Annotated in this window: 16 protein-coding genes; 9 read left to right on the plus strand and 7 right to left on the minus strand. The window is 69.0% G+C overall.

Annotated features, from left to right (window positions below; all coding sequences use genetic code 11):
* Nucleotides 1–512 precede the first annotated feature (512 nt).
* Nucleotides 513–1,631: a glutamate 5-kinase gene (proB, locus tag DEH84_RS02835; RefSeq protein WP_109034594.1), complete on the plus strand. Its 1,119-nt coding sequence runs from the start codon at nucleotides 513–515 to the stop codon at nucleotides 1,629–1,631.
* Nucleotides 1,632–1,843: 212 nt separating this feature from the next.
* Nucleotides 1,844–2,908 (plus strand): putative solute-binding protein, encoded by a 1,065-nt coding sequence (locus DEH84_RS02840; RefSeq protein WP_109034596.1) that lies wholly within the window; start codon nucleotides 1,844–1,846, stop codon nucleotides 2,906–2,908.
* Between the two features lie 60 nt (nucleotides 2,909–2,968).
* Here DEH84_RS02840 and DEH84_RS02845 read toward each other — a convergent pair whose 3' ends face one another.
* The gene (locus DEH84_RS02845) at nucleotides 2,969–3,580 is read right to left on the minus strand and encodes an RNA pyrophosphohydrolase (RefSeq protein ID WP_109034597.1); all 612 of its coding nucleotides are present in this window, start codon (nucleotides 3,578–3,580) and stop codon (nucleotides 2,969–2,971) included.
* 113 nt (nucleotides 3,581–3,693) lie between these two features.
* Here DEH84_RS02845 and DEH84_RS02850 point away from each other — a divergent pair, with 113 nt between their 5' ends.
* Both DEH84_RS02850 and DEH84_RS02855 read left to right on the plus strand, forming a co-directional pair.
* Complete coding sequence (locus tag DEH84_RS02850) at nucleotides 3,694–5,457, plus strand: proline--tRNA ligase (RefSeq protein ID WP_109034599.1); 1,764 nt, start codon at nucleotides 3,694–3,696, stop codon at nucleotides 5,455–5,457.
* Between the two features lie 113 nt (nucleotides 5,458–5,570).
* The gene (locus tag DEH84_RS02855; RefSeq protein ID WP_109034601.1) at nucleotides 5,571–6,245 is read left to right on the plus strand and encodes a lytic transglycosylase domain-containing protein; all 675 of its coding nucleotides are present in this window, start codon (nucleotides 5,571–5,573) and stop codon (nucleotides 6,243–6,245) included.
* Between the two features lie 24 nt (nucleotides 6,246–6,269).
* On the opposite strand, the gene DEH84_RS02860 is transcribed toward DEH84_RS02855, so the two are convergent.
* The 6 genes from DEH84_RS02860 to hemA form a co-directional block, all read right to left on the minus strand.
* Nucleotides 6,270–6,851, minus strand: a complete 582-nt coding sequence (locus DEH84_RS02860) for a UbiX family flavin prenyltransferase (RefSeq protein ID WP_109034603.1) — start codon at nucleotides 6,849–6,851, stop codon at nucleotides 6,270–6,272.
* A 4-nt stretch (nucleotides 6,852–6,855) separates the two neighbouring features.
* The gene (grxD, locus tag DEH84_RS02865; protein WP_109034604.1) at nucleotides 6,856–7,170 is read right to left on the minus strand and encodes a Grx4 family monothiol glutaredoxin; all 315 of its coding nucleotides are present in this window, start codon (nucleotides 7,168–7,170) and stop codon (nucleotides 6,856–6,858) included.
* A gap of 129 nt (nucleotides 7,171–7,299) precedes the next feature.
* Nucleotides 7,300–8,055 (minus strand): hypothetical protein, encoded by a 756-nt coding sequence (locus DEH84_RS02870; protein WP_109034606.1) that lies wholly within the window; start codon nucleotides 8,053–8,055, stop codon nucleotides 7,300–7,302.
* A gap of 127 nt (nucleotides 8,056–8,182) precedes the next feature.
* Entirely contained in the window at nucleotides 8,183–9,034 is an 852-nt protein-coding gene (gene prmC / locus DEH84_RS02875; RefSeq protein ID WP_109038177.1) for a peptide chain release factor N(5)-glutamine methyltransferase, read from the minus strand.
* Between the two features lie 8 nt (nucleotides 9,035–9,042).
* Nucleotides 9,043–10,143, minus strand: a complete 1,101-nt coding sequence (gene prfA, locus DEH84_RS02880; protein WP_109038178.1) for a peptide chain release factor 1 — start codon at nucleotides 10,141–10,143, stop codon at nucleotides 9,043–9,045.
* Nucleotides 10,144–10,151: 8 nt separating this feature from the next.
* Nucleotides 10,152–11,489, minus strand: coding sequence for a glutamyl-tRNA reductase (gene hemA, locus DEH84_RS02885; RefSeq protein WP_109034608.1), 1,338 nt, complete (start codon nucleotides 11,487–11,489; stop codon nucleotides 10,152–10,154).
* A gap of 153 nt (nucleotides 11,490–11,642) precedes the next feature.
* Here hemA and DEH84_RS02890 point away from each other — a divergent pair, with 153 nt between their 5' ends.
* The 5 genes from DEH84_RS02890 to bioD are packed head-to-tail and all read left to right on the plus strand — an operon-like array spanning nucleotide 11,643 to nucleotide 15,136.
* Nucleotides 11,643–11,909 (plus strand): hypothetical protein, encoded by a 267-nt coding sequence (locus DEH84_RS02890; RefSeq protein ID WP_109034610.1) that lies wholly within the window; start codon nucleotides 11,643–11,645, stop codon nucleotides 11,907–11,909.
* A gap of 1 nt (nucleotide 11,910) precedes the next feature.
* Nucleotides 11,911–12,573, plus strand: coding sequence for a 7-carboxy-7-deazaguanine synthase (gene queE / locus DEH84_RS02895; protein ID WP_109034612.1), 663 nt, complete (start codon nucleotides 11,911–11,913; stop codon nucleotides 12,571–12,573).
* A gap of 40 nt (nucleotides 12,574–12,613) precedes the next feature.
* A complete protein-coding gene (locus DEH84_RS02900; protein ID WP_425428986.1) occupies nucleotides 12,614–12,985 on the plus strand; it encodes a 6-pyruvoyl trahydropterin synthase family protein in 372 nt (123 codons plus the stop codon).
* Between the two features lie 7 nt (nucleotides 12,986–12,992).
* The gene (bioA, locus tag DEH84_RS02905) at nucleotides 12,993–14,384 is read left to right on the plus strand and encodes an adenosylmethionine--8-amino-7-oxononanoate transaminase (protein WP_109034616.1); all 1,392 of its coding nucleotides are present in this window, start codon (nucleotides 12,993–12,995) and stop codon (nucleotides 14,382–14,384) included.
* 29 nt (nucleotides 14,385–14,413) lie between these two features.
* Complete coding sequence (gene bioD, locus DEH84_RS02910) at nucleotides 14,414–15,136, plus strand: dethiobiotin synthase (protein ID WP_109034618.1); 723 nt, start codon at nucleotides 14,414–14,416, stop codon at nucleotides 15,134–15,136.
* Nucleotides 15,137–15,149: the final 13 nt, after the last annotated feature.

A 15,149-nucleotide genomic window follows, 5' to 3' on the forward strand; every position in this document is an offset into this window, starting at 1 on the left:
AGCAGCCGGCCAAGCCGGTGACCGCCAAGAAGGCGGCAGCCAAGCCCGCCGCGGTCAAGAAGGCCGCCGCCAAGAAGGCCGTCGCCAAGCCGGTGACCAAGAAGGCAGCGGCCAAGCCCGTGGCAGCCAAGAAGGCGACCGCCAAGAAGGCCGCTGTGACCAAGCCGGTGGCCAAGAAGGCGGCTGCTCCCAAGTCTGCCGTGAAGCCGGCTGCCGTCAAGAAGGTCGCCGCCAAGAAGGCCGTGGGGAAGACCCCGGCCAAGGCACCTGCCAAGGCCCCGGTGAAAGCACCGGCCAAGGCACCGGCCAAGAAGGCCGTCGCTGTGAAGAAGGCCGCCGCCAAGCCGGTGGCCAAGAAGGCCGCTGCCAAGGCGCCTGCCAAGAAGGTGGCGAAGAAAGCCGCCAAGAAGTAAGCCTGTTGACCGTGCGCGGCGGCCCCTTCCGGTTGCCCGCGCGGTCGGCTTGCTTCCGCCCCCGCCTGTCGCGAACCCGTCTCCGCCCCTCTGTCGCCCATGAACGAAGTGTTGAAGAACGCCCGCCGCATTGTCGTGAAGGTGGGCTCCAGCCTGGTCACGAACGAAGGCCGGGGCGTGGACGCCGAGGCCATTGGCACCTGGTGCCGGCAGATGGCCGCACTGGCGGCCGACGGGCGCGAGGTCATCATGGTCTCCAGCGGCGCCATTGCCGAAGGCATGAAGCGCCTGGGCTGGGCGACGCGGCCCAAGGAACTGCACGAACTGCAGGCCGCCGCCGCAGTGGGCCAGATGGGCCTGGCCCAGATGTACGAAACCAAGCTGCGCGAGCACGGCATGGGCAGCGCCCAGGTGCTGCTCACGCATGCCGACCTGGCTGACCGCGAGCGCTACCTGAACGCGCGCTCGACCTTGCTGACGCTGCTGTCGCACAAGGTCGTGCCGGTCATCAACGAGAACGACACGGTCGTCACCGACGAGATCAAGTTCGGTGACAACGACACCCTGGGCGCGCTGGTGGCCAACCTGGTCGAGGCCGACGCCCTGGTCATCCTGACCGACCAGAAAGGCCTGTACAGCGCCGACCCGCGCAAGGACCCGACCGCCCGCTTCATCGACGTCTGCACCGCCGGGGATCCGGCGCTCGAGCAGATGGCGGGTGGCGCCGGCTCGGGTGTGGGCACCGGCGGCATGATCACCAAGGTGATTGCCGCCCGGCGCGCCGCCGGCAGCGGGGCCAGCACCGTGATCGCCTGGGGCCGTGAGCCCGATGTGCTGGTGCGGCTGACCCAGGGTGAGTCGATTGGCTCGCTCTTCATGGCGGCCACGGCCAAGCTCACTGCACGCAAGCAATGGATGGCCGACCACCTGCAGCTGCGGGGCACGGTCGTCATCGACGACGGCGCCGTGGTCAAGCTGCGCGACGAAGGCAAGAGCCTGCTGCCCATCGGCATGGTCGAGGTCATCGGTGATTTCCACCGCGGCGACGTGATCGCAGTGCGCAGTCTCCGGGGCGAGCACGTGGCCCGCGGGCTGGCCAACTACGCCAGCGGCGAGGCCCGCCTGATTGCCCGCAAGCCATCCAGCGAGATCGGCGCGGTGCTCGGCTTCACCAACGAGCCGGAAATGATCCATCGCGACAACCTGGTCCTCGCCTGAGACTGTCGCAAACGGTACAAAGCCAGGCATTGCGCGGCCTGGCACGGCGTTTCACCACACGGGGCCTCCGCCTGTCGTGTCGTGAAATGTGACAACAACTGGATCCATATTCGGGTAGTCCCTGTCGGGGTGGGGTAGCCTGGGCGCGTTACAAAGCTGTCCCAGGTTCTCTTTTTCCCCGGCACGCGGCGCGTGTCCATCCCGGAGGCTCCATGTCCCTATCCCGCACCCCGTTCCGTCCCTCTGCCCCTCGCCTGCTGTCCGCCCTCGTCGTCGCGGGCGCCGTGGCAGCCCCGGCCGCCCAGGCCAAACAGCTGCTGTGCGTGTGGGACGTGGCCGGCAAGACCGGTGACGTCTACGCTGCCGCCACCGACTTCGTGGTGGCCATGCAGAAGGCGGGCGCCGAGATGGAGCTCAAGAGCTACGTCGACGAGCGCGTGGCCGTCGAAGACTATCGCGCTGGTCAGTGTGACGGCGTGATCGCCACGGCCTTCCGCACCCGCCAGTTCAACAGCCTGGCCGGCTCGCTCGACAGCATCGGCTCGACCACCGTCGTCAAGGGCGGCAAGGTCGACATCAACGCGAGCTACGAGGTCGTTCGCAAGGTGGTGCAGGTGTTTGCCTCGCCGCAGGCCAACAAGCTGATGGTGGAGGGCAACCACGAGATCGGTGGCATCTTCCCGCTGGGGGCGGCCTATCCGATCGTGCGCGACCGCACCATCAACACGGTCGAGGAACTGTCGGGCAAGAAGATCGCCGCCTTCGACTACGACAAGGCGCAGAGCGTGATGATCCAGCGCATCGGCGCCCAGCCGGTTTCGGTCGACGTCACCAACATCGGGCCGAAGTTCAACAACGGCTTCGTCGACATGGTGACCCTGCCGGCCGTGGCCTTCAAGCCTTTCGAGCTTTACAAGGGCATCGGCACCAAGGGCGGCATCGGGCGCTTCCCGATCCTGATCCCGACCGTGCAGGTGGTGCTCAACAAGAACAAGTTCCCGGAAGGGTTTGGCGAGAAGTCGCGCCAGTACTGGTTGAGCCAGTTCGATCGGGCGCTCAACATCGTGCAGACAGCCGAGAAGGGCATTCCCGCGGCGATGTGGGACGACATCCCGGCCGAGGCCGTGCCGAAGTACGTGCTGATGTTCCGCGAGTCGCGCATCGAGATTGCCAAGCAGGGCATCTACAACAAGCAGGGCCTGAACATCATCAAGCGCGCCCGCTGCAGCGTGAACCCGTCTGACGCCGAGTGCGCCACCAAGACCGAAATCGACTGAGTGCTGTCCGCCTTCGGGCGGTGAGGGGGGCCGACCGCCGGGCGCCGGCGGTCGGCCTGCTCATTCGCGGTCGGGGGCCAGCAGCCCGGTCGTCGGGGCTGCGCCGCCGTGTGCGGCCGAGCCTTCCTCGGCGTCGTCAGGGCCATCGCCCGCGCGACGGCGCATGTTGCCCCGCAGGAAGCGGTTGGCATGCCCTTGCGGCTTCGGCAGGAAGCGGGCGAGCTCGGACAGCGCCATTTCATAGACGCCGCGCTTGAACTCGATCACGGCCTCCAGCGGCACCCAGTATTCGTGCCAGCGCCAGGCGTCGAACTCGGGGTGGTTGGTGGCGCGCAGGTTCATGTCCGTGTCGCGGCCGGTCAGCTGCAGCAGAAACCAGATCTGTTTCTGGCCCTTGTAGTGCCCGCGCGCGTCCTTGCGGATGAAGTGCTGCGGCACCTCGTAGCGCAACCAGTCGCGCGTGCGCGCAATGATCCGGACGTGGTCAGGCAGCAAGCCCACTTCTTCGTGGAGCTCGCGGAACATCGCCTGCTCGGGCGACTCGCCATGCTTGATGCCGCCTTGGGGGAACTGCCAGGAGTGGGTGCGAATACGCTTGCCCCAGAAAACCTGGTTCCGATGATTGAGCAGGATGATGCCGACGTTGGGCCTGAAGCCCTCCCGGTCGAGCATAATCAACTCCGAATTTTCAACTGGTTTCATTATTGCACCCCCTGACCGCTTCGCCTAGTGCGATCGTCAAGCCCCTGACTGCGGTGCATGTCTCCGCGCCCCTTCTGCCCGCCATGAAAGCCTCCCAGTTCTTCATCTCCACCCTCAAGGAAGCCCCGGCCGACGCCGAGATCGCCAGCCACAAGCTGATGATGCGTGCCGGCCTGATCCGCAAGCTGGGCGCCGGCCTGTACAACTACATGCCGATGGGCCTGCGGGTGATCCGCAAGGTGGAAGCCATCATCCGCGATGAGCTGAACAAGGCGGGATGCGTGGAGCTGGTGATGCCGGTGGTGCAGCCCGCCGAGCTGTGGCAGGAAACCGGTCGCTTCGAGAAGATGGGCGACGAGCTGCTGCGCTTCAAGGACCGTCACGACCGCGACTTCGTGATCCAGCCCACCGCGGAAGAGGTCATCACGGACATCGCGCGCCAGGAGCTGCGCAGCTACCGCGCGCTGCCGAAGAACTTCTATCAGATCCAGACCAAGTTCCGCGACGAGCGCCGCCCGCGCTTCGGCATCATGCGTGGCCGCGAGTTCACGATGAAGGACGCCTACTCCTTCGACCGGGATGTCGAGGCGGCCGGCAAGTCGTACGACGCGATGTACGCCGCCTACACCCGCATCTTCGAGCGCCTGGGCCTGCAGTTCCGCGCGGTGGCGGCCGACACCGGTGCCATCGGCGGTGACCGTTCGCACGAGTTCCAGGTGATCGCCGACACCGGCGAAGACGCCATCGTCTACTGCCCCACCAGCGACTACGCTGCCAACATCGAGCTGGCGGAAGCCGTGTCGCTGCTGGCCGAGCGCGCCGCCGCTGCCGAAGCCTGCGAGAAGGTCGCCACGCCGGGCAAGAGCACCTGCGCCGATGTGGCCGCGCTGCTGGGCCTGCCGCTGTCGCGCACCGTGAAGTCGCTGGTGCTGGCCACCGACGAGACCAACGAAGCCGGCGAGATCGTGAAGTCGACCGTGTGGCTGCTGCTGGTGCGCGGCGACCACGACCTGAACGAAGTGAAGGCCGGCAAGCTCCAGCTGGCCGATGGTTCGGGTCTGAAGGCGGGCTTCCGCTTCGCGACCGAGAAGGAGATCGTCGCGCACTTCGGCTGCAAGCCGGGCTACCTCGGCCCCATCGGCCTGAAGCAGCCTGTCAAAGTCATTGCCGACCGGACCGTGGCCAACATGGCCGACTGGGTGTGCGGCGCCAATGAAGAAGGCTTCCACATCCGTGGCGTGAACTGGGGCCGTGATCTGCCCGAGCCCGATCTGGTGGCCGACATCCGCAACGTCGTCGAAGGCGATCCGTCGCCGGACGGCCAGGGCGTGCTGGCCATCCAGCGCGGCATCGAAGTGGGCCACGTGTTCTACCTGGGCACCAAGTACTCCAAGGCCATGGACGCGACCTTCCTGGACGTGGACGGCAAGCCCAAGCACTTCGAGATGGGTTGCTACGGCATCGGTGTCACGCGGATTCTGGGCGCCGCCATCGAGCAGCGTCACGACGAGCGCGGCATTCTGTGGCCGGACGCCATCGCGCCGTTCACCGTGGTGATCTGCCCGGTGGGCTACGACCGCTCGGACGACGTGAAGCAGGCGGCCGACCGCCTGTACGCCGACCTGGTGGCCGATGGCGTGGACGTCATCCTCGACGACCGCGGTGAGCGCCCGGGGGCGATGTTTGCCGACTGGGAACTCATCGGCGTGCCGCACCGGGTGGTGCTGGGCGACAAGGGCCTCAAGGAAGGGCTGGCCGAGTACCAGGGCCGTGGCGATGCCGCGGCCACCAAGGTGCCGGTGGCCGAGTTGCTCGCCACCCTGCGGGCGCGTCTGGCCCAGGCCTGACGGCCGGTGTGGCCTCGGGGTGGCCGCTGCGGGGATGTATCTCCCCGAAACAGGCGGCCACAGCGGTCAGATGCCGCGATCACCCGAGGCCGGCTTCCAGTACAGTTCGCGCCATGCTGAAGTGGTCCTGCCGTCGTTTCTGTGCTTTCGTGCTGGCGTGCGCCCTGGGCGGCGCTGCCCTGACGGTGCAGGCGGGCGGCCAGGTGGAAGAGCCGCTGGCCGACTCGGTGCGCACCGCGCTGTCGATGGCGGTGGGGCGTGGGGCGGCGCCCCAGCTGGCGTTTGCCGACGCCACGCAGAAGGCGTCCTGCGAGCGGTGGGCCCTGGCGCTGGAAGACAAGCTGCGCAAGCGCAAGCCCGATGAGCTGGTGCGCCGCGAGTTCCTCGTGACCGTGTGCTACGAGGCCAAGCGGGCTGGGCTCGAGCCCACGCTGGTGCTGGGTCTCATTCAGGTGGAAAGCGGCTTCCGCAAGTACGCGATCTCGTCGGTGGGCGCGCGCGGCTACATGCAGGTGATGCCGTTCTGGGCGCGCACCATCGGCAATGGCGACGCCAGCACGCTGTTCCACATGCAGACCAATCTGCGTTTCGGCTGCGTGATCCTGCGGCACTACCTGGACCGCGAGAAGGGCAATCTGTTCCTGGCGCTCGGCCGCTACAACGGCAGCCGGGGCCGGGCCGAATACCCGAACATGGTGACGGCCGCACGCCGGACCTGGCAGGTGCCGGCCGCCGACGCCGCCATCCAGATGGCCGACGCGGGGGCGGCGCACGGCCTCAGCCGCTGAGGGCAGACGGCGGAAGCGCCGGACTCACAGCCCGCGCCACTCCTGCGGCCGCGCCGATGCAATCTGCAGCGTCGCCAGCACGCGCTCCACGGTCTCGTTCACCAGCTCGTCGATGCTCGCCGGGCGGTGGTAGAACGCCGGCAGCGGCGGGAAGACGATGCCGCCCATCTCGGTGACGGCGGTCATGTTGCGCAGGTGGGCCAGGTTGAAGGGCGTTTCACGCACCATCAGCACCAGGCGGCGGCGCTCTTTCAGCGTCACGTCGGCGGCCCGCGTGAGCAGGTTGTCGCCCATCCCGTGGGCCACTGCGGCCAGCGTCTTCATCGAACAGGGCGCGATCACCATGGCGTCGGTGGCGAAGCTGCCGCTGGCGATGCAGGCACCGACGTCGCCAGGCGCATGGGCTTCGGTGGCCAGCGCTTCCAGCTCGGCGCGGCCCAGCCCCATCTCATGGTGCACGTTCAGGATGCCGGCGGGCGTGGCGACCAGATGGGTCTCGACGCCCAGCACGCGAGCGCGTTCCAGCAGGCGCACGCCATAGACCGCGCCACTGGCACCAGTGAGCCCGACGATCAGGCGCGCCGGGCGGGGAAGGGCCGATGGCACGGTCTTACTGCGGGGTCAGAACCTGCTGCAGCTCACCGGCCTGGTACATCTCCATCATGATGTCCGAGCCGCCGACGAATTCGCCGTTGATGTAGAGCTGCGGAATCGTGGGCCAGTTGGCGTATTCCTTGATGCCCTGGCGGATCTCTTCGTCTTCCAGCACGTTGACGGTGGTCAGGTCGGTGACGCCACAGGCCTTGAGGATCTGCACGGCGCGGCCCGAGAAGCCGCATTGCGGGAAGGTCGGGTTGCCCTTCATGAAGAGCACCACGCGGTTGCCCTTCACGAGTTCGTCGATGCGTTGTTGAACGTTGCTCATAACCTGCTCATCCGGAAAAAAGGGTGTGTGACAAGGCCGGTTTATAGCAGGCCTCCACGCCCGAGGACGGCGGGGTGGCGGAAGTGCAGCAGCGTGGAAGGGATAGCGGGGCGGAGCGCGGGCGTGCCGTCAGAACGCGTAGCCGAGCGACACCTTGACGACGTGGCGCAGGCGCTGGGCGCTTTCCGTGTCGGTGGCCCGGGTGAGGACGGTGTCGTGGCCGGTGGCGCGAGGCGTGACGCCGACGTCGGCATTGAGCTGCCAGGCCGTGGGCGAGCCCGGCAGCGTCAGGCGGGCGCTGTAGCCGGCGCCCACATACGGGGCCGTGCGGGGGGTGTTCGGGCTGCCCTCCAGGCCTGCGGCCGGACCTTCGACGCGTTGAAGGCTGAGATTGAGCCCGCCGCCGCGCTCGCCGGCACCCCACCAGGCCTGGGCGGTTTCGCCGGCCACCAGCCCTGCCGTGGCGCGCAGGCCGCCGGCCACGTAGTAATCGGTGAGCAGGTGCAGGCTGCGCAGACGCAGGCCGGGTGCCACCGACAGGCTGGCACCGAGGTGGTCGCGCATGGGGTCGGCCGGGCGGTCGATCAGGGCGCCGACGCGGCCTTCCCATTGGCGCAGCAGGCGTTGGCCGTCGAGGTCCGGGCCATCGGCATCGCGCGCGGTGAGTGTGGCGGGCAGGCCGACGGTCTGCCAGCTGATGCGTGCTTCCGTCAGGTCACCGGTGCGCGATTGGCGGTACGCGTGGCTCGCCTTGGGCACCATCTGGGCATGCGCTGCGGTGCTGGCAAGCAGCAGCGCCAGCGTCCAGGCAGAGCCGGCACGGGCGCGGCCGCGGCTCGACCGATGCGATCGGGGCTTAGCAGGGAAACGGGACAGCGGGCGCATCGGGAACCTCCGGAACACGGTGCCCATGCTAAGGAGACGCTCTGTGTCTGTGGATCAGATTTGTGAGCGTTCGTGACCCCAGTTCCCTGTTTTGACGGGAAACGCCAGGTGGGACGCAGAAATCCGCTCAGTCCGTGAAGGATGCCCGACCGCCTGTGCAGCGCGGTTGCCCGCCCAGATCGATGCGGGTGGCGACCTCGGTGAAGCCGGCTGCATGCAGCAGGGCCGCCACCGCGTCGGCCTGGTCGTAGCCGTGTTCCAGCAGCAGCCAACCGCCGGGCTGCAGGTGTGTGCCCGCTTCGGCCACGATGTGCCGGATGTCGTCCAGCCCATCGGGGCCGGCGGTCAGCGCGGTGAGGGGCTCGTGGGTCAGCGCGGCGAGGTGCGGGTCGCCTTCGGCGATGTAGGGCGGGTTGCTGACGATGAGGTCGAAGCGTTCACCGGTCACGGGGGTCAGCCAGCTGCCATGCAGGCAGCGCAGGGGCAGGCCCAGTGCGCGGGCGTTGGCCGCCGCCACGGCCAGCGCGTCGGCGCTGGCGTCCACGGCGGTCACGGCGGCGTGCGGCCGGCGGTGGGCCAGGGCCAGCGCGATGGCGCCGCTGCCGGTGCCCAGGTCGAGCACGGCGAAGGCAGCGCGGCCGGGGTCGGGCTGCTCGGGAATGTGTTCCAGCGCCCAGTCCACCAGGGTTTCGGTGTCGGGACGGGGGATCAGCGTGGCGGGCGTGACCTGCAGCGTCAGGCCGAAGAATTCCTTGTCGCCCAGCAGGTAGGCGGCCGGCTCGCCTGCGGCCCGGCGCGTGACCAGATCGACAAAGCGGGCCGCTTGCTCGGGCGGCAGCGGGTCGTGGTCATGGGCCAGCAGCCAGGTGCGCGACTGGCCGGTGACGTGGGTCAGCAGCAGCTGGGCGTCCAGGCGCTCGATGCCGCAGGCGCGGGCGTGCTGCAGGGCGTCGGCTGGGGTGCGGGGCAGGGCGGTCATGGTGCGGCTCACACGCCCGTGGCGGCCTCGAGTTCGGCGAGTTGATCGGCGGCCTGCGCGGACAACAGCGCAGCCGTCACGTCGGCCAGATCGCCTTCCATGATGGTCGTCAGCTTGTAGAGCGTCAGGTTGATGCGGTGGTCGGTCAGCCGGCCCTGCGGGAAGTTGTAGGTGCGGATGCGGTCGGAGCGGTCGCCCGTGCCCACCAGGCTCTTGCGGGTGGCGGCCTCTTTTGCCTGGCGCGCAATGCGTTCCTGGTCGCGGATGCGGGCGGCCAGCACGGCCAGCGCCTTGGCCTTGTTGCGGTGCTGGCTGCGGTCGTCCTGGCATTCGGCCACCAGGCCCGTGGGCAGGTGGGTGATGCGCACGGCCGAGTCGGTCTTGTTGATGTGCTGGCCGCCGGCGCCGCTGGCGCGGAAGGTGTCGATGCGCAGGTCGGCGGGGTTGATTTCGACTTCCTCGGCCTCGTCGGGCTCGGGCAGCACGGCCACCGTGCAGGCGCTGGTGTGGATCCGCCCCTGGGTTTCGGTGACGGGCACGCGCTGAACGCGGTGGCCACCCGATTCGAATTTCAGCTGGCCATAGACGCCGTGGCCCTCGACGCGGATCACGACTTCCTTGTAGCCGTTCAGGTCGGACTCGCTGGCCGACAGGATCTCGGTGCGCCAGCCCTGGCGTTCGGCGTGGCGCAGGTACATGCGGGCCAGGTCGGCGGCGAACAGGGTCGATTCGTCGCCGCCGGTGCCCGCGCGGATTTCGACGAAGGCGTTGCGGTGGTCGTCGGGGTCGCGGGGCAGCAGGGCGGTCTGCAGCTCGGTTTCCAGCTGCGCCAGTTCGGCCTCGGCGTCGGCGATTTCCTGCGCGGCCATGGCCCGCATGTCGGCGTCGTCACCCGCGTCATCCAGCAGCTGGCGGGCGGTGTCGCGGTCGAGCTGGCGCTGCGTGTGGCGGCGGGCCAGGTCGCACACACTGCTGACTTCGGCATGCTCGCGCGAGAGCTCGCGGTAGCGCTTGTTGTCGGCGGCGACGGCCGGGTCGGCCAGGGCGGCGTCGAGCTCCTGCAGGCGGTGGCCCAGGCGTTCGAGCGAGGCGGCCAGCGACGGCGCCAGGCCGCCGCTCACGCCTTGTCCTCGTCCGGCTGGTGTCGGTCGTCTGGTTGCACGCCAGCGCGTGGCAGTTCACCGCGCAGGAACAGGCGCGACAGCGTGGCCGCCACCTGCGGGCGGTGGTGCGGGCTGGCGCTGTGCAGCTCGGCCATGGCGCCGTGCAGCATCTTCTGGGTCAGGCCCTTCGACAGGACGTCGAGCACCTGTTCCAGGTCGGCCCCCTTGGCGAGCTGTTTGCGGGCGCGGGCCAGCTCGGCCGTGCGCCAGGCGTCGGCCTGCGCATGCAGCGCCTGGATCAGCGGCACGGTGGTGCGCTGGTCCAGCCAGTGCACGAAGCCCTGCACACCGGTCTCGATGATGGCCTCGGCCTGCGCGACGGCCGCCTGGCGTTTCTCGCCGGCCGTCTGCACCAGGGCCGACAGGTCGTCGACGGTGTAGAGGTAGACGTCGCCCAGTTGACCGACCTCGGATTCGATGTCGCGCGGCACGGCCAGGTCGACCATGAACATGGGGCGGCGCTTGCGGGCCTTGAGTGCGCGTTCGACCGCGCCCAGCCCGATGATGGGCAGCGTGCTGGCCGTGCAGGAGACGACGATGTCGAACTCGTGCAGGCGATCGGGCAGGTCGGCCAGGCGCATGGCCTGCGCGCCCAGGTGGGTGGCGAGCTTTTCGCCGCGCTCGAGCGTGCGGTTGGCCACCGCCATCACGCGCGGCGTGCGGGCGGCGAAGTGGGTGGCCGTCAGCTCGATCATCTCGCCCGCGCCGACGAACAGCACGCGCGTCTTGCGCAGGTCTTCGAACAGCTGGGCAGCCAGGCGCACGGCAGCGGCAGCCATGCTGATGGAGTGCGCGCCGATCTCGGTGGAGGTGCGGACCTCTTTTGCCACCGCAAAGCTGCGCTGGAAGAGCTGGTGCAAGGTGGTGCCCAGCGTACCGGCCGTGTCGGCTTCGCGCACCGCCTGCTTCATCTGCCCCAGGATCTGGGGCTCGCCGAGCACCATTGAGTCCAGCCCGCTGGCCACCCGGAAGGCATGGCGCGCGGCCTGGCCGCCCTCCAGCACATAGGTGTGGCGCATCAGTTCGTCGTGCGAGACGCCGCCAATGCCGGAAAGCCAGTCGACCGCCGCGTGCTGCAGCGCGTGCACGGGCTCGGCCGGGTGGCCGGCGGCGCAGTACAGCTCGGTGCGGTTGCAAGTGGACAGCAGCGCGACTTCAGCCTGCGTGGCGCCGGTCAGCCGCTGGTGCAGGGTCTTGAGCGTGGGCGCGAGCTGGTCCACCGCGAACGCGAACCGGCCGCGCAGATCGACGGCGGCGGTCGTGTGGTTGAGGCCCAGGGTCAAGACAGTCATGAGGCGGCATTATAAAATCCCGGGTTGGCCATGGGTGGGCCTGTTGGCCTGCCCTTTTCTTGATTGCGGCGATAGGGCGTGCCCATTTCGACGTTGTTTGTTGATTCAGGGCAAGTGCCGCCGCACGCGGCGCGGGCCTGATGCCGGAACGCCATGGGACCGCTGGACGCGCTCATTCACCTCGTCAACTTCTTCCTGCCGGCCCTCGGCATGGCGCTGCTGGCGCCCACGCTGGCCCGTCTGGCGTTCTGGAAGACGCTGCGGGGACAGTGGTGGACGCAGGCCCGCGGCGTGGCGCTGGTCGGTGCCGGGGTGCTGCTGGCCGGCCTGCTGCTGACCGGTCGTGACGGGGCCATGGTGACCTATGGTGGGCTGGTGCTGTCCTCGGCGCTGGTGATCTGGTGGACAGGATTGCGTTGAGATGACCTACAGCGTCAAGGAAATTTTCTACACCCTGCAAGGCGAGGGCACGCACGCCGGCCGGCCGGCCGTGTTCTGCCGTTTTGCCGGGTGCAACCTCTGGACGGGCCGCGAGGCCGACCGTGCCGAGGCCGTCTGCCGCTTCTGCGACACCGATTTCGTGGGCACCGACGGGCTGGGTGGTGGCAAGTTCGCCACCCCGGCCGAGCTGGCCGCGCGCATCGCGTCGTTCTGGCCCGACACGCCCGCGGGCTCACAGGGCCAGCGCTTTGTGGTGCTGACCGGTGGCGAGCCGCTGCTGCAGGTCGACGACGCCCTGGTGCTGGCGCTGCATGCGCAGGGCTTCGAGATCGCGGTCGAGACCAACGGCACGGTGGCCGCGCCGGCCGGGCTGGACTGGATCTGCGTGAGCCCGAAAGCGGGCTCGACCCTGGTGCAGACGCGCGGCCATGAACTCAAGGTGGTGGTGCCGCAGGCCGGCTTCACCGAAGACGATCTTCGCGCCTTTGAAAAGCTGGACTTCCAGCAGTTCAGGGTGCAGGCCATGGACAGCGCGCTGCCCGGTGCGCGCGACCAGGCCATGAACTGGGCGGTCCAGTGGTGTCTGGACCACCCGCGCTGGTTGCTCAGCGTGCAGACCCACAAGACACTGGGCATCCGCTGAAGCACACGGAAAGGGCCCGTCAGCCCTTTCGGGAAACATCATGTTCGAACTGAGTCAGACCTTTTCTTTCGACGCTGCACACACGCTGAAGCGCCATGTCTCGCCCGAAGAAGCCGCGGGCAGCCGCCGCATCCACGGCCACACCTACACGGCCGAGGTGACGGTGCGCGGCGAGCGCCAACCTGAATCGGGCATGGTGGTGGACCTGGCCGTGCTGCGCGAGGTGCTGGCCGAGATCCGCAGCCAGCTGGATCACCACTTCCTCGACGAAGTGGCTGGCCTGGGTGCACCCACGCTCGAGAACCTGAGCGTGTTCATCCACGATCACGTGCAGCGCCGCATTCCGCAGGTGTCGAGCGTGGCTGTGTCGCGCGCCGCGGGCGACCGCTGCGTGTACCGCCCGCAGGCCTGATCGCGCCATGAGCGCCCGCAGCCTGGCCGAACGCAGCCGCGAGGCCGTCTGGCACCCGTGCACGCAGATGAAGGTGCACGAGCGGTTTCCGCCGCGCGCCATCGTCGCCGCCGACGGCCCCTGGCTGATCGACGAGCAGGGCCATCGCATCCTCGATGCCGTCAGCTCGTGGTGGGTCAACCTGTTCGGCCACAACTTCGCGCCGATCCGCGAAGCCATCACCGACCAGCTGGGCCGGGTCGATCACATCATGCTGGCCGGGCTCACGCACCCGCCGGTGGTCGAACTCTCCGAGCGGCTGGCTGCGCTGACCGGGCTGGGCCACGCCTTCTATGCCAGCGACGGCGCCAGCGCCACCGAGATCGCGCTGAAGATGAGCGCCCACAGCTGGCGCAACCGCGGCCGGCCCGGCAAGCACCGTTTCATCGGGCTGGAAGGGGGCTATCACGGTGAAACGGCCGGGGCGCTGTCCGTCACCGACATCCCGCTGTTCCGCGAGGCGTATGCGCCGCTGCTGCGGCTGAGTGCCACGCTGCCGTCGCCCGATCCGCGTCGCGCGGCACCGGGTGGGAGCCCCGAGGCCCACCTCGCGCATTGCATCGCGGCGCTCGAGGCCTGGCTGGCCGAGCACCACGAAGAGACGGCCGCGCTGATCCTCGAGCCGCTGGTGCAGGGCGCCACCGGCATGGCGATGTACGACCCGGCCTACCTGGTGGCCGTGCGCGCGCTGTGCGACCGCTACGACGTGCACTGGGTGGCCGATGAGATCGCCGTGGGCTTTGGCCGCACCGGCACGCTGTTCGCGCACCAGCAGGCCATCGGGCCCGATGGCATCGCGGTCAAGCCCGATTTCATCTGCCTGAGCAAGGGCCTGACGGGCGGTGTGCTGCCGCTGTCGGCCGTGCTGACGACCGACGACGTGTACGCCGCGTTCTATGACGACCGCACCGTGCACGGCTTTCTGCATTCACACTCGTACACCGGCAACCCGCTGGCGTGCCGGGCGGCGCTGGCTGTACTCGACACCCTGGCCGCCCGCGATGCCGAGGGCCGCGATGTGCTGGCGCGCAACCGGGAGGCCGCGGCCCGCTTCGACGACCTGACCGCCCCGCTGCGGGCGCATCCGCGGGTGAAGGCGCATCGCCGCATCGGCATGATCTGGGCGTGGGACATCGACGTGGCCGAGCCGACGTTTGCCGCGCGCTACCACCGTGCCGCGATGGACGCGGGACTGCTGCTGCGCCCGATCGGCGCCACGCTGTACGTGATGCCGCCCTATGTGCTGACTGAGGCCGACCAGGCCTTTCTGGCCGAGGGGCTGCTGCGCGTGCTGAATCAGGTGTTGAGCGAGTGCGATGCACTGCCCGAGGCCGGTGTCGCCACCGTGCCGGTGCCCTGAACGGGCCCACTTTCCCTCCGCGAGACACCATGCCCGCCTACTTCATCACCGGCACCGACACCGGCATCGGCAAGACCCGCACCAGCAGTGCCTTGATCCACGCCCTGCGGGCTGCGGGCCATGCCCGCGTGGTGGGCATGAAGCCGGTGGCGGCCGGGTGCGACTGGGTGCCCGGCGTGGACGGGCATCCCGGCCAGTGGCTCAACGAGGACGTGGCCGCCCTGCGTGCGGCGTCGAGCCTCCACGTGCCGAGCAGCTTCGACAACCCCTACGCGCTGCCCGATGCGGTGTCGCCGCACATTGCCGCGCGCAACGCGGGCGAGCGCATCGATCTCTCTCACATCGAGGCGAGCTTCCATGCCTTGAGCCAGCATGCCGATGCGGTGGTCGTGGAGGGCGCGGGCGGTTTCATCGTGCCCCTGCACGAGCCCGCCCTGGCCGACGCCAGCGGGGATCATGGTGAGTGGCTGACGAGCGCCGATCTGGCGCAGCGGCTGGGCCTGCCCGTCATCCTGGTGGTGGGCCTGCGACTCGGCTGTCTGAACCATGCCCTGCTGACGCAGGAGGCCATCGTCTCACGCGGGCTGACGCTGGCCGGCTGGGTGGCCAACGGGGTCGACCCCACCATGCCGGAGCGGGCGGCCAACCTGGTGACGCTGCAGCGTCGCATCCAGGCTCCCATGCTGGCCCACTGGCCGTGGGACCCGGACGCCACGCCCGAGGCACTGGCTCGTTCACTGAGCCTGCCCTGAGCCAGCGCGCCGG

It is taken from the genome of Aquabacterium olei, assembly GCF_003100395.1.
In the GTDB taxonomy this organism is placed as follows: Bacteria; Pseudomonadota; Gammaproteobacteria; order Burkholderiales; family Burkholderiaceae_C; genus Aquabacterium; species Aquabacterium olei.

Excerpts from the sequence above, each read along its gene's own strand:
- DEH84_RS02840 (WP_109034596.1), top strand. The coding sequence starts at position 1,844 with ATGTCCCTATCCCGCACCCCGTTCCGTCCCTCTGCCCCTCGCCTGCTG.
- queE (WP_109034612.1), top strand. The coding sequence starts at position 11,911 with ATGACCTACAGCGTCAAGGAAATTTTCTACACCCTGCAAGGCGAGGGC.
- hemA (WP_109034608.1), bottom strand. The coding sequence starts at position 11,489 with ATGACTGTCTTGACCCTGGGCCTCAACCACACGACCGCCGCCGTCGAT.
- DEH84_RS02850 (WP_109034599.1), top strand. The coding sequence starts at position 3,694 with ATGAAAGCCTCCCAGTTCTTCATCTCCACCCTCAAGGAAGCCCCGGCC.
- bioA (WP_109034616.1), top strand. The coding sequence starts at position 12,993 with ATGAGCGCCCGCAGCCTGGCCGAACGCAGCCGCGAGGCCGTCTGGCAC.
- prmC (WP_109038177.1), bottom strand. The coding sequence starts at position 9,034 with ATGACCGCCCTGCCCCGCACCCCAGCCGACGCCCTGCAGCACGCCCGC.
- grxD (WP_109034604.1), bottom strand. The coding sequence starts at position 7,170 with ATGAGCAACGTTCAACAACGCATCGACGAACTCGTGAAGGGCAACCGC.
- proB (WP_109034594.1), top strand. The coding sequence starts at position 513 with ATGAACGAAGTGTTGAAGAACGCCCGCCGCATTGTCGTGAAGGTGGGC.
- DEH84_RS02890 (WP_109034610.1), top strand. The coding sequence starts at position 11,643 with ATGGGACCGCTGGACGCGCTCATTCACCTCGTCAACTTCTTCCTGCCG.
- DEH84_RS02855 (WP_109034601.1), top strand. The coding sequence starts at position 5,571 with ATGCTGAAGTGGTCCTGCCGTCGTTTCTGTGCTTTCGTGCTGGCGTGC.
- DEH84_RS02870 (WP_109034606.1), bottom strand. The coding sequence starts at position 8,055 with ATGCGCCCGCTGTCCCGTTTCCCTGCTAAGCCCCGATCGCATCGGTCG.
- DEH84_RS02900 (WP_425428986.1), top strand. The coding sequence starts at position 12,614 with ATGTTCGAACTGAGTCAGACCTTTTCTTTCGACGCTGCACACACGCTG.
- bioD (WP_109034618.1), top strand. The coding sequence starts at position 14,414 with ATGCCCGCCTACTTCATCACCGGCACCGACACCGGCATCGGCAAGACC.
- DEH84_RS02845 (WP_109034597.1), bottom strand. The coding sequence starts at position 3,580 with ATGCTCGACCGGGAGGGCTTCAGGCCCAACGTCGGCATCATCCTGCTC.